This window comes from Dyadobacter flavalbus, from assembly GCF_006149045.1.
GTDB lineage: Bacteria > Bacteroidota > Bacteroidia > Cytophagales > Spirosomataceae > Dyadobacter > Dyadobacter flavalbus.
The window spans coordinates 1-13,490 of the sequence record NZ_VBSN01000053.1; the positions used below are offsets into that span (position 1 = coordinate 1).

Here is a 13,490-nt window from a genome sequence, read left to right on the forward strand (position 1 = left end):
TACGAACGTGGCGCACGAGCTCGTCTCTTTCAAGCGAATCTGTCGTATAAATCAGTTCTTCTATAACCTGAAGGCCGCCGGGTTCAAAGACGGCATTTTCTTCATCTTCCACTTCATCAAGCGGTGCACCGTTGACGAGCCTGACCGTAGTCGGAAAAAAGTACTCTGTAAAAGCCTCTACCTTTTTGTATTGCATGCGAAGCTTAAGAAATTCCGCTTGCAGCTCTGCCTTGTTTTTCATGGTTCTGACAAAGCCCAGAAACTGCTCATTTCTAAAAATCAATGTACTCAGATCATTATTAAACTGTACATAAAGCACCTCTTTCGGGCTTTGTGCCTTTTTACAACATGGCAGTAAAAAAATCAGAAACAGCAGTATGATGATGGTGCCGGAATGACTTCTCATAGGCTTATAAATAGGAAGGTAAGGCCCTGTCTAGAGCCTTACCTTTTGGTGGTTTTCTGGAAAAATTATTGTTTGATACCCTGAACAATCACGGTTTGCCCCCCTTCCTTGTTGGTCGAAATACCGCTTCCGTCTGCACCCTTGTATTTTTCATCCTGCCAGGTATGCGGATGCAGGTTCACCATGAAGGTTTCCGGGATTCCTACTACGTCAGAAATATCGATCATTGCACCATACTCCCAGGTACTCAGCGAATTATTGCCCACTGAATTGTATTTTGCATTAAAGGCTGCATCCTCACGGCGGTGGTTCATCTGCAGCATGGCTTTACTTTGCTTGGTTGCAAGGTTATACTGCCATATGGTCCCGTCATGATCGTTGTTTTTGTAAAACGAATCCCCGTCCTCCTGAACGTAGACAAAATTCTTTGTCACACAGATATTATCCGGATTAACAATAAAGCTTCCGGGCTTATCCTGACCGTCCATGATGATTTTAAGCTTGCCTTTCAAGGGATTTGATGCGTCAAATTCAAGATGATAAACCCTTCCCCACATGTTCTTGCCTTCCACCGGTGTAACTTTATCGGCCTGACTTACGCCGGTTGCTGTAAAATAGATGTTCCGGCCCAGTCCGTTCCCGCCTTTCAGATAATCAATATCTTCTACCCGGGCAAACTGAACCATTTTTTTATCTACCGTTTGAGCCTGCAGCTCGGTTCCGGTGCTTGTTTTTACATTGTCAAAAGGAATAAATTCAACGTCATAAACCTGTCCTTTTTGCATATCGGTTTCCACACTTTCCTGATTGGTCCTGCGCAAGGCATACAATTTACCATTGTTCAGATCACCGACCACATCCGATACATACAGCACCAGCTGACCATTGGTATCATCTTCTCCGATCACAATCACTGTTTTTCCTGCAAATGCATCTTCAGGTAGCGGAACGGCATTTTCTGCGTTCCATTTTCCAAATGCACTGACTGTACGCGTCTTGTTCTTTTTGTCTGCTGCTCCAAACGGATCAATGGCATGCGTCATTGATTCGGAATTACTTTCACCGGCTGTAAGAAATACCGGCCCGAAACCATGCTCTTGTGGTGTTGCCAAAGTAGCAGAACACAGCCGCCATTGCCCGCCTTCCGCATCCACAATGTACTCGCCTTTTACAGGTTTCAATTCTTTGTCGAGGTAAACCCGGGAAACAGAAAAAAGAATTTCATGATTATTGATCATCACAAACCCTTCTCCGTCAGGATTCCGCATAAATGCTCCGCCATCAGGCTGTGCGCCGTAGATAAAGTCCGGCGAATCCGCAAGCTTGTCATCCGAACTGATCAAAGTGGTAATTTTCAAATCTTCAAATCCGGGCATTGATTTAATCAGTGCTGGGTTTACCGATCGGTTTACCAATTTAGCCGAATCCACGGGCGCATTATTGTGGTCCTCAAGACTGCAGCCTAAGGTCAGCGCGCTTAAAATTAAGGCTGCGCTGCCCGCTTTCTGTATACGGGTAAAATGCATATTCATTGTGAGTAGATTTTTTTACAAAGCTATCGGAACGCTTGTAGCTGTACTTTACCCAAATGTTATGCAATTGTGAATAAAAGATACAAAGCGGCCTGAATGCATATAAGCTACTTTATACAAATCCTTATTTCAGATTACACTTACCTGAAAAGCTTTCTGTCACTGTGAAGTACTTTCTCATCTTCTTTTTTCACAACATCGTAAAGTGGTCACCGATCCTGCCATCCAAAACAAATCCAATTGAGATCAAACCTGTTTCCTTCTACTTTCAGCATTACGGCGCCGCTTATCTCCTTGTTAAAATAAATACATTGCATCATGCGGGTAAGTCTTCTTGTGATGACAATGACATACAATATTGCTCAAAGTGCTGTATTAGCCATTCATTGAACAAACAGGTTGAAATCAGTATAAACAGCCAGTTTTAAAACAGTTGAAGCCAAAAATCCGAGCGCATCAACAGAAGTATTAGAGAGGATAGTAGAGATTCATAGTTCTCCCTGTATCGTTATGTTAAATAGATTTTATTATTCTCTAAGTCTATTTATAACACTAAATTAAATAGGTCTGATTTCCGGATCGCTTGAAGATGGTATCCATATTTTCAAAAAATTGATAATCACATAAGCATAGGTTAAAATTCTGCTTCCTGCGTACCCATATGATTCTTGTCGTCACTCATAGCAAAGGTTATTAACTTAGTTCTTGCATAATAGTACCGGAACCCTGTAAAACTGGCAGGAATATGATCATTACAGATATTTCTTCTTTAATAAAGTTCTCCTAGTATTAGTTGATTTCCATATACAAGGCTATTTCGAAAGATTTTTCATTATTTTTGCATAAAGCAGATCTAAGTTTCCTGCTTTTCTAGGGTCTATTAGCCTGAGACTCCTGCATTCCGGTCTCATTAACGATTTCGCGAATCCGGCTATCCAGAATGTAGGCAGCATTTTCCATCATCAACAGGGTTTCTTTATCTGCAACATAATCATCCAGTTTGATCAGATTGATAATGGCCATAATCGAAGTCAGGGGCTGTCTGATCTGATGCGATTGTATCTGGGCAATTTTGCTGAAAGATTCGTTCTGCCTTTCAATTTCTTCAATGTGCTGCTTTAACAGCAGCTGGCCGAGTTCCAGCTCCATGATATAGGTAACCTGTCTGGACAAAATCATCAGCGTTTCCTGCTGCATGCTGGTCAGGTGGTTGGGTTTAAGATCAAAAAGGCAAAGGGTTCCCATCTTTAAACCATTTTTCAAGGTTAAAGGAGCACCGGCATAAAACCGGACCTTAGGCGAATGATGCACCAAAGGATTGTCCTCAAATCGCTTGTCATTGCTGGCATCCGGAACAATAAGCAATCCTTCCTGCTGGATACTGTACTGACAAAATGAAGTTTCTCTGGGCATAGCTTCCTGGTCAACCCCTTTCCTGACTTTAAGCCAGTTCACTTCCTGATCCAGTAAGGTTATCAATGCCACCGGCTTTTCACATAATTGGGATGCAAGGTTTACAATGTCCTGAAGTTCTCTGTTCTTATCAAAACCAAGCTGTAAAAATAACTTTACTGCCTCAACACGTTCCGCTTCTATGTTAATCATTGCAATTTTATTTACTAAAACAATCTGGATTTAAGCTGCTGGTCAATGGCTTGTTGTCCGTTTTACTACGGTGTCAACAAGGGACAATACGAGTTCGGTTTCCCTTTCAAGTTCGTCCAGCAGCTTCTGGACTGTTTGTGGGTCATAGTGGTCCAGGTGTTCAAGCCGGGCAGCCATACCTGTGATTACCGGTATAAAAGCAGATGCTGCGGCCCCTTTCAGCTTGTGCCCCACTGCCCTGATCGCGTCCAGGTCATGGCGATTGTGATGCGCTTTCAAATCTGACATGCCATTGAGCAATGCCTGCCGGGTCAATGACAAAAATTCAGCAATAAATTCATGGTCTTGCATGTACATTTCGCCTAGTTGCTGAATATCCAGATGGCTGGATACAGGATCCGGATCAGGCTGAGCTATTTGCTGGTTAATACCAAGTTCCTCGGTTAAGATGCTGAGGTTTTCTTTTGACCGGGATTTAGAGATGTACTTCTCAAAGATGTCCCTGAGGGTTTGCTGGGCAAAAGGCTTGGTGACAAAATCATCCATTCCGGCCTGGATGCATTTCTCCTTCTCCCCTTTCAGGTTCCCGGCCGTCAGTGCAATGATCGGAATATGCCCTGACGATGGAATCTGACGAATCTGCATGGTCGCTTCATAGCCATTCATCTGCGGCATCTGCACATCCATAAAAATCAGGTCCGGCAAGTGCTGACGGCACAATGCCAGCGCTTCAACGCCATTTACCGCCTCGATAATCCTTGCATTTACCGCAATTTGCCCGATGACTGTTTTAGCCAAAAACATGTTAACGGGATTGTCTTCGGCTATCAATACCGTAAGCGGAATATCAATAATCTCCCGAACAGGTTCTTTGGCCGGAAGCTTTGGACTTTCCTTCTGGGAAAGTCGCGAAAGCGCCAGCGAGATATCCCCTAAGTTGACAGGCTTTAATAGTCGGTAATTGACCCGTAGTTCTTCACACCCTTTTATAACCATCGCATCATCGGCTGAGCTGTTCAGCAAAACAACCGGAAGCTCAGCCGGTGAGAATCCCTCCCGAATCTTCCGGATGGTTTCCAGCCCGTCCATATCCGGCATGTGATAATCCATCAGCACCGCATCGTAAACCGCTCCTTTGGAAAGTGCGTCCAATGCTTCATAGCCATCCCTGGCCAGGAACGTGTTTATTTTCAGGTATGCCAGCATCTGTTGCAGGATCATGCGGTTGGTCGCATTATCATCGACAATAAGCACATTTTTGATATGGTCTGCATTTTCCCAGATGATAGGCGCACCTGGCTCAGCCTTCATGGTCAGGTCAAAATAGAAAGTACTCCCCTTCCCGGGAACACTGCTGAGTTGCAGCCGGCTGCCCATCATGGCCAGCAGCTTGTTGGATATGGTCAGCCCCAGGCCGGTACCACCATATTTTTTGGTCGTAGAGCCGTCCTCCTGTAAAAAAGCTTCAAAGATCTTGTCCTGCTTTTCTGCCCGGATCCCGATCCCCGTATCCCGGACGGTAAAACGGCAGGTCAGCTGTCCGGTTTCTGCCGGATCATAAGCCAGCATATTGATCCGGAGCTCGATTTCACCCTGATCCGTGAATTTGGATGCATTGCTCAACAGGTTGATCAGCACCTGTTTCAGACGGACTTCATCGGTCCATATAAACCGCGGCAGGCCAGCATCCATATTCAAAAGCATTTCCAGACCTTTGCTTTGCACGGGAAAGGATATAATGGCCGCAGCCTGGGCAGCAATTTCATAGATGTCACACTTTTCCTTCTGCAGTTCCAGTTTGCCCGCTTCAATTTTGGAAAAATCCAGGATGTCATTGATAATGCCCAGCAAGGCATGGGCAGACTTATTGACAATGTCCAGATAATTTTTCTGGGTCTCATTCAGTTCTGTCTTCAACACCAGATCGGTAAACCCGATCACACCGTTCAGGGGCGTCCGGATTTCGTGGCTCATGTTGGCCAGAAACTCCGACTTGGCCATGCTGGCCTGCTCGGCATGCAACCGCGCCTGGTTTAATTCCTGCTTCTGAATGGCCATCAGCGTTACATCCTGCACAAACACCATTATCCCTCCAATAGCTGATTTATCGTACCAGGGCCTCACCTTCCAGCTCACATGCTTGTCATGCGCCCAGCCATCGGGCCTGTATACCTCTTCCCCATCGGAAACAATCCCGTCCAAAAGACATTTCTGATAGATGTCCTTCCATTTGCCCGTTCCGGCACCAAAGATCTGGTCATGGTCAAGGCCGCCAGTGTGGCCGCTTGCCAGGCTGTACTCCTGCTGCCATTTACGACTGGTGGCAATGTATTTGAATCCGGTGTCGCACATGGCCACCGCAGCGGGCGTATGCTCAACGAAGGCCCAAAGCCGGGACCTTTCTGTGGCGAGCTCCTTTTCTGCTTCTTTTCTGGCCGTTAAATCAATCGCAACGCCCAGGTACCCCATGATCTGCTGTTGATGACCGAGAATCGGGGTAACGGCGAGCAAGACTGGTCTAAGCAAACCCTCTTTTGTTCTATAAGTCCATTCCCTGGTCTCGGACCCTTCCCGCTGTGCTTTATGGATAAGAACCTGAAAGCCTTCCAGGGGCATCCCGTACTCGCTGCTTAGCTGGCTGCTACGCTCACGGAGTTCGTGCTTCACATGTACGAGGTCAACTACAGCTTTCCCGATTACCTCTTCCGGCTTGTAACCAAGGAGCTTTTCGGCACCCTGATTGAATACATTGATGATGCCTTCGGTATCGGATGCAATGATACTGACCTCGGAGGCTGCACGGAGCACGTTGCTCAGCAGGCTTCTGGACTGAATTATCTGCAACTCGGTTTTTTTCTTTTCATCAATGTCCTGAAAAGTGCCATAAAGCCGGGTGCATTTGCCTTCTTTCATCTCGGCATTTCCAATCGCCCGTACCCAGATTTCTTTGCCCTTAGCTGTGATCAACTGCAATTCCACATCATAACTCTTGCCCTGGGTTATTGCGTCCTGAACGGCCTGCCGGATCTTTTCCCTGTTCTCCCCTTCTTTAAAGAAACTGATTCCTGTCGCTACATCCGGCTCATAGTCCGCATCAATTTCATGAATTTTGCGGGTGATTTCAGTCCAGTATACTTTCTGGCTTGCAAGATCTACTTCCCAGCCTCCGATGCGTGCCACTTCATTAGTCTGAAGCAGCATATGCTGTGTAGATAATAGCTCCTTGGCCTGACGCTGGCTTTGGGTTACATCAATGGAATTGCTTAGAATATAGCCTGTACCATCCGGACTATGAAGGTGTATGTTGTTATATTTCCAGATCTTGTAAGAGCCGTCTTTATGCAGGATCGTCATCAATCCGCTGGCTTTTGTGGTCAGCTGTATCTGATGCAGGTAAGCCCTGAGCTGCTGCCGGTGTCTGGCAGGTACCAGGTCAAATAAGCTCATCTGCCGCATTTCTTCTTTGCTATATCCCAACAGCCGGGCACCTTCCGAGTTGACTTCCAGGAAGCGGCCGTCCAGATCATGCGTACACATCAGGCCTTGTGCATTCTCGAAGAATGACCTGAAATTATCCTCGCTGTTCCTTAACTTTTTTTCTCTTTCCTTATCTGCGGTAATATCGCGGCCGATAGCCAGAAGCGTACCCGTTTCCGGATCTGAGTTTATGCTCCATTGGACCCGGAGATATTCGCCAGCTTGATTTTCAAACCTGATCTCTGCATTACTTCGTGATTCCCCCGCTGACAAACGCACCAGTATTTCGCGTGCCGTTTGAAGATCATCCGGATGCACCAGCGATAGTATGGAAGTTGTCAGAATTGATTCCCGCGGCCATCCCAACAGTTGGGTGAAAGAAGGGTTAACCTCTTTGAAATACCCTTCCAGGGATGCAACCACAATGATGTCCGCAGACAACTGGGCCATGCTTTCAAATTGCCTGAGCTGCCTGATCCTGGTTTGTTCGATGAGCAATACCATGACCTGATCCGCTAACAGCTCCAAAGCCCTTTTTTGATTATCGTTCAGCTTTCTGACTCTGGTGTCTGTCGCACAGATGGTTCCCAGCACATGCCCATCCGGATCAATCAGCGGTACACCGACGTAAAACCGGATATAAGGCTGATCTGTGACAAAGACGTGATCCTTAAACCTGCTGTCCAGAGTAGTATCCTCCACTTCCAGAATGGTTTTCTGCTGAATGGTATACCGGCAGAAAGTTAGATCAAGGGCTGTTTCACAGGCATCCATTCCCCGTTTGGATTTATACCATTGTCTTTTTTCATCTATGAAGGATATCAGCATCACAGGCACTTCACAAATCAGGGACGCCAGCTCACAAAGCCCGTCAAACTTCTGCTGGGCATGTGTGTCCAGTATATCATATTTTCTAAGGGCATTTAACCGTTCCATCTCTTGATCAGGAGTCGAATGATGTTCCATTAATTAGTGGGTAGCTTTAAATTTAAAGACAGGCTTTAATCCGCCTATCACAATATCAAGCTCTAATATAAAATATATTCTACAACACTACTTCTATACGCAACATAGTTTATTTTCAAAAGGCATCTAGTTTGATGTGTTGTAGGCTTCTATTGTATACCAACTGAAAAGTGGATAAGGAAGGTAGATGCTTTTAGAGCTATCTTAGAAAGGATAGCTTCACCTCATAGCACCAATGCAAGATGAAAGTACAGTGGCGCTATCTGGGTTTATGGTATGGCATTCATTCAAAAAGTCCATAGCAATAGTACTTATACAAAATACCAGATTGCCAACACACGTTTGATCCAATTACGGATTTTTAAGCTATTGTATATAGCTGTTTGGTTAGGATAGTAAATCGTGAATACGTATGCAATTGCAACCATTTAACTACCCTGCTCTAGTATTTTAGGATAAAATAACTAGAACAAATCAAATTGTTGTACGTAGCCACTTCTGCAATGCTTCTTATACAACCAAGTGTCATTTGGTTAATTTTAAATGGTTTATCAACTACATACGTGTAGCTCCTGCATTGTAACAACTGTTAAAATGCCAAACAGAATTTGCCTCCACTTTATCAGCTATGTTCTTGGTGATTAACAGTTATTTGGCAAGCATGGTCTTTTTGTTTTGAGCATGCTTGCCATGATAAGAATTTATGCTGGTAGCTATAGGTCCATCATATGCTATAACTTTTCCCCGGGCAACGTAGCTGTTTCCCAGTACTCGCATATGATCCGGAGTTGTTTCTTCAAGCCTTCAAATGTTGGGACTTTAACATAGAAGCCTTGTACCAACGACATGTATGCATCGTCCACATCTTTTGGGTTCACCGATTCAGATAAGAAAATAAAAGGAATTGTACGTCTTTTTAACTGGTCATCAGAGTTAATATGCTCTTTGAGCTCCAGACCAGTCATCTGAGGCAGGTATAAGTCACACAGGATGATAAATGGCCTCTCCTGGTTACTTTTCAAATAATCAACCAGCACCATTCCATTGTCAAAATTGATCACTTTATTGCTGCGTCCAATTGCTTCAAGTGCATCTGTGACCAGGTAGCGGTCGTCTTCATCTCCTCCTACGTATAGGATAGGTCCGTCATTCATATCAAGTTTATAAAACCTGCTTAAAAATCCTTGCCAGCAGGTTACAAATACCATCAAGAAATGATGACTAATAAGCAGCGCCCGGCATATAGACCTGAAACGTTGCGCCTTTTCCCGGGCTGCTTTTGGCTGTGATTGCCCCGCCTAATTGGTATGCAACGCGCTCACAGATGGCCAAACCAATGCCTGTTCCCAGATACTCACTTCTGCCATGCAAACGTTGAAATACCTGAAAAATCCGGCTCAGGTAAATTTCATCAAACCCGATCCCGTTGTCTGTGACATCGATCCGGTGGTAAAAAGTCGCAGGCCGTGCCGGGCGGACCGTTTCCGGTAAATCCTCATAGCTGACCGTAGTGGAAGTAACAAGGATCACCGGAGCCATCAGGATGCCGTTTTGATCCATTTTCCGGAACTTGACTGCATTGCTGATCAGGTTCTGGAAAAGTTGTCCTAAATGCATCATGTTTCCTTCTACAACCGGCAAGTCATCAACTGAAATGGCAGCATGTGATTCACTGATTTGGGTCTCCATATCCTGGATAACCTGCTGTACAATCCAATTCAAAGACACCTGCTGGCTTGGTGATTCATGCGTGGCAATGCGTGAGAAAGTCAGCAGGTCTTTAATCAGAGCAGACATGCGCTCAGCTGCTGTACTCATGCGGCTGACATAATCCCGCGCTTTGGCCGAAGCCATTTCCTGTTCTGTTTTCAGCCGGCTTGCAAATTGCTGGATTTTGCGGAGCGGCTCCTGCAAATCGTGGGAAGCCACATATGCAAACCGGTTCAGCTCCTCATTGGAGCGGCTTAGCAAGGAGTTCGCATGCTGCAGTTTTGCATTTCCTGCTGCCAGACTTTTGTTGCTGGCCTCCAGTTCGCTGGTACGTAGCTCAACGAGCGCTTTGAGCGAGTACTGCTGGCTTCTCAGCTCGGTGATGTCCTGGGCAATGCCGGAAATCTGCACGGGCTTGCCGGATGCATCGTACCGGGTCTGCCCTTTTGAATGAATGATGTGCTGCTTGCCGGTTTGCGCATGAATGATGGCATATTCGGCTTCAAACTTTCCGTCACTGACAGGATCAAACGCGGTAAAAAACGCTTTGGCCAAATCGGCTCGCTGATCCTCGACCACATGCATGATCGCATCATGCAGGCTCATGCTGTCAGCTTCTACGCCAAACATATCCAGGTGCCGCCGGGAAAATATGGTTTTCTGACTGGCAATGTCCATGCTCCAGGTGCCAAGCCTGGCTACCTCAATTGCGTTCAGCAAGGTTTGTTGCTGCTGCTGTGACACAATCTCCTGTTCTTTTCGCTGGGAGATATCCGGACTGACTGTTGCCAGAATGGCCGGAAGGCCCGTTGCCGGATCATCAATAACGATTACGTTCCACTGGATCCAGAAAGGCTTTTTAGTTACTTCGTTCCACAGCCTGATTTCATAGCTCCCTGCTTTCTTAGCCAGAATTTCAGGCAGCAGCTGCTGCACAAGCGGGCGGTCATCGGGATAAACCGCATCGATCAGCGTCCGGCCCACGTTGTCCTTCCATCCCAATTTTTCAAGCGTATATTTATTATTGTATAGCGGAACCGTCATGTTTTCCAGATTGCTGATGCCAATGATCAACTCGCAATATTCCAGCACAGCTGTCTTGATCTGGCTGTCAAATTCGGATTCTTTCAGCGCTGCGCTGGTTTGCTGCATGGCCTGTTTCGCTGTGACATTTTCGGTGATGTCCACGGCTATGGCCATCACACCATAGGCATTTTCATTAGCATCCAGCAACGGACTGTATGTAAAATCATAATAATGCGTACGGATCACCTCATTATGCACTAGGTAACCGGGCATTGTATGAGCAGAATAAGGCTTTTTGCTTTGCAACACATGATCCAGGATCTGCATGTAAGGCTGCCGGGCAATTTCCGGTACGGCCATCCTGGCGGGTTTGTTAAGGATAGTATCTCCTTTTCCCAGCATTTGCAACATGCGCTGGTTAGCCAGTGAAATCACATGATCGCTGCCAGTCATCACCATCATGGCCACGGGTGCATCCTCAATCATGGCTTCGAGTAACCCCTGCCGGTATGTTTGAAGTTGGCTTTGCAACGCATCGGAAGCGGGCTGAAGGACGGCTGAATTCTGGCATTCGAAATCCGCAAGTTGATCCAGCAGGATCTGGTTCAAGTCAAGTATTTGTATAAAGATCTGGTCAGCCTGGCTATTTTGTCCGTTGGTCAGTAAACGGTTCACCTGAGCGGCAAGTTTGTGTATGGAGGCATTTTGCTTTTCAATCTGCTCAATAGCCGGAACCTCGCTATAAACCACCAACGCATGCGCATACAGCCATGGACCAAGTCCCAAGGAATATTGCGTCAATCCTGTCTCAGTAGTTTGATTCTCATTTTTAAATTCAGCCGTTTGCCTGCTTACTTTCAGGTGCAGCATATCAATAAATGCGTGATGATCCTTTTTGGCCTGCCAAAGATCCGGGATTGCAAGAATAATCAAATTTGAAGTAGGATTAGATATGGTTAGGCCCATCCTGAAAGTCAGACCATGTAAACCCAAAGATAATCATCTGCTTGATTGTAATACTCCCCAAAATTGAGACCATCGGTTAAGTTTATTAACTTGACATAAAACCGATGAACAAAATGAAACAGAGCCGGAGAAAGTTTACAGCAAAGTTCAAGGCGATAGTAGCCGTTGAAGCCTTAAAAGAGCGTCAATCACTGACTGAATTAGCTACTCGATTCGAAATTCACTCGACTCAGGTATCAGCGTGGAAACGAGAATTCCTAGAACGGGCTGAGAAGGCTTTTGCAGATGAAACAGCCAAGGACGAAGAATCCGTGGATGTTGACAATCTTTTTAAGCAGATTGGTCAGCTCCAAGTGGAGAATGACTTTCTAAAAAAAAGCTTGAAAAAAGCCGGTCTATGAAAGAGCGAATAGCACTGATCGACATTAGCCATCCATTGAGCATTCGTCGGCAGTCAGAGATTCTCAGTATTAACCGCAGCCAGCTGTATTACAAACCTGCTGGTGAAAAAGAAGAAAATCTGGTGCTAATGGAGACCATGGATAAATTATTTCTTTCTGATCCAACCTTAGGTGTTTTGGGGATGCAAGATGAACTGGCTGAAAAAGGGTTGGACTACAATGTCAAACGCATTCGTCGGCTGATGAGGAAGATGGCTATTGAGCCAATTTATCCAAAGCGTAACCTTAGCCGATTAGGAAAGACAAAATACATTCACCGGTATCTGTTGCGAGGACTAGATATCAACCGCCCCAATCAGGTTTGGGCAATGGATATTAGTTATATACCAATGAAACAAGGTTTTATGTATCTGACAGCCATCATAGATTTGTATAGCCGCTATATCGTTGGATGGCAGTTGTCCAACAGCCTTGAAAAGGAAACACAAACTGAGCTTTTACATGCAACGATATCCAAGTATGGAAAGCCGGAAATGATCAATACGGATCAAGGTTCTCAATATACTTGTGAGCATTGGGTAAGCACGCTGAATGACCTTAAAATCAGGATCAGTATGGATGGTAAAGGTAGAGCAACCGATAATGCATTTATCGAACGCTGGTTCCGGACGATCAAGCAGAAATACATCTATCTGAATCCGGAGAATAATGGTCTTGACTTATACCAGGGAATCGATCGTTTTGTCAAACGTTATAACTCCACAAAACATCAAGGTATCGGACGTAAAAAACCAGTAAATCTTTACCTGAATGCAGCTTGAATTTAATTATCAATGATCAACTGATGGTCTGAAAAGTAGGGAGTACTTCAGTACTCACTTTCGAGCATGCCTTTGCAGGAGATGATTTTGAGCAGGCACTTCAATTAGTGAGCAATTGGCAATCAGGACGAAAGCGAAAGAACCCTGAGCAATTGCCTATGAAATTTATGTTACCATCCTGGAAGTCGTTCGTTGAACCCGTAAAAGGCGAAATAGATCGCCCTGCTTACGAATTGAGTGTACTTGCCCGGCTCCGTGACCGGTTGCGTTCGGGTGACGTTTATGTTAGCCATTCTAGAAAATATTCAAGTCCGGATACTTATTTGATCCCGGAAGCGAACTGGAAGGCACACCGGACTGAATTGCTTGCATATCTAGGTTATAAGGACGCAACCCCTTACCGGTTGGAAGAGCAAATCTCGGAGCTGGAATCACATTTGCCGTTGATGGAACAATATAATACCTCTACAAATTCAGACCACTTGTTTAGTTAAAACTTAGTAACTTAAACAAGGATAAAATAATGAAAAAGATGCGTAGAAAATTTGATTCATCATTTAAGGCGAGAGTGGCTATTGAA

General features: G+C 45.3%; 8 protein-coding genes and 1 pseudogene. 3 read left to right on the plus strand and 6 right to left on the minus strand.

Annotated features, from left to right (window positions below):
* The 6 genes and pseudogenes from FEM33_RS18905 to FEM33_RS18930 all read right to left on the minus strand — a co-directional run.
* Positions 1-406, minus strand: a pseudogene (locus FEM33_RS18905) (cytochrome-c peroxidase); the annotation flags it as partial.
* A gap of 65 nt (positions 407-471) precedes the next feature.
* Positions 472-1,782 carry a hypothetical protein gene (locus tag FEM33_RS18910; protein WP_201747803.1) on the minus strand — a complete coding sequence of 437 codons (1,311 nt, stop codon included), beginning with the start codon at positions 1,780-1,782 and terminating at the stop codon, positions 472-474.
* Between the two features lie 1,026 nt (positions 1,783-2,808).
* Complete coding sequence (locus FEM33_RS18915) at positions 2,809-3,543, minus strand: GAF domain-containing protein (protein ID WP_138279366.1); 735 nt, start codon at positions 3,541-3,543, stop codon at positions 2,809-2,811.
* A gap of 42 nt (positions 3,544-3,585) precedes the next feature.
* A complete protein-coding gene (locus FEM33_RS18920) occupies positions 3,586-7,986 on the minus strand; it encodes a PAS domain S-box protein (RefSeq protein WP_138279367.1) in 4,401 nt (1,466 codons plus the stop codon).
* 731 nt (positions 7,987-8,717) lie between these two features.
* Positions 8,718-9,140 carry a response regulator gene (locus FEM33_RS18925; protein WP_161597186.1) on the minus strand — a complete coding sequence of 141 codons (423 nt, stop codon included), beginning with the start codon at positions 9,138-9,140 and terminating at the stop codon, positions 8,718-8,720.
* A gap of 67 nt (positions 9,141-9,207) precedes the next feature.
* On the minus strand, positions 9,208-11,655 hold the full coding sequence (locus FEM33_RS18930; protein ID WP_161597187.1) for a PAS domain-containing sensor histidine kinase: 2,448 nt from the start codon (positions 11,653-11,655) through the stop codon (positions 9,208-9,210).
* Positions 11,656-11,792: 137 nt separating this feature from the next.
* On the opposite strand from FEM33_RS18930, the gene FEM33_RS18935 reads away from it, so the two are divergent.
* The 3 genes from FEM33_RS18935 to FEM33_RS18945 all read left to right on the plus strand — a co-directional run bounded on the left by FEM33_RS18935 (position 11,793) and on the right by FEM33_RS18945 (position 13,404).
* Positions 11,793-12,089 (plus strand): transposase, encoded by a 297-nt coding sequence (locus FEM33_RS18935; RefSeq protein WP_138279370.1) that lies wholly within the window; start codon positions 11,793-11,795, stop codon positions 12,087-12,089.
* Positions 12,086-12,910 (plus strand): IS3 family transposase, encoded by an 825-nt coding sequence (locus FEM33_RS18940; protein ID WP_138279371.1) that lies wholly within the window; start codon positions 12,086-12,088, stop codon positions 12,908-12,910. The genes FEM33_RS18935 and FEM33_RS18940 overlap by 4 nt, the downstream gene beginning before the upstream one ends.
* Before the next feature lie 158 nt (positions 12,911-13,068).
* Positions 13,069-13,404, plus strand: a complete 336-nt coding sequence (locus FEM33_RS18945) for a hypothetical protein (protein ID WP_139013569.1) — start codon at positions 13,069-13,071, stop codon at positions 13,402-13,404.
* The last annotated feature ends 86 nt before the right edge of the window (positions 13,405-13,490 follow it).

Bases quoted from the DNA above. Each gene is read 5' to 3' on its own strand.
- FEM33_RS18945 (WP_139013569.1), top strand. From the start codon at position 13,069: ATGAAATTTATGTTACCATCCTGGAAGTCGTTCGTTGAACCCGTAAAA.
- FEM33_RS18910 (WP_201747803.1), bottom strand. From the start codon at position 1,782: ATGCCCGGATTTGAAGATTTGAAAATTACCACTTTGATCAGTTCGGAT.
- FEM33_RS18915 (WP_138279366.1), bottom strand. From the start codon at position 3,543: ATGATTAACATAGAAGCGGAACGTGTTGAGGCAGTAAAGTTATTTTTA.
- FEM33_RS18920 (WP_138279367.1), bottom strand. From the start codon at position 7,986: ATGGAACATCATTCGACTCCTGATCAAGAGATGGAACGGTTAAATGCC.
- FEM33_RS18925 (WP_161597186.1), bottom strand. From the start codon at position 9,140: ATGAATGACGGACCTATCCTATACGTAGGAGGAGATGAAGACGACCGC.
- FEM33_RS18940 (WP_138279371.1), top strand. From the start codon at position 12,086: ATGAAAGAGCGAATAGCACTGATCGACATTAGCCATCCATTGAGCATT.
- FEM33_RS18935 (WP_138279370.1), top strand. From the start codon at position 11,793: ATGAACAAAATGAAACAGAGCCGGAGAAAGTTTACAGCAAAGTTCAAG.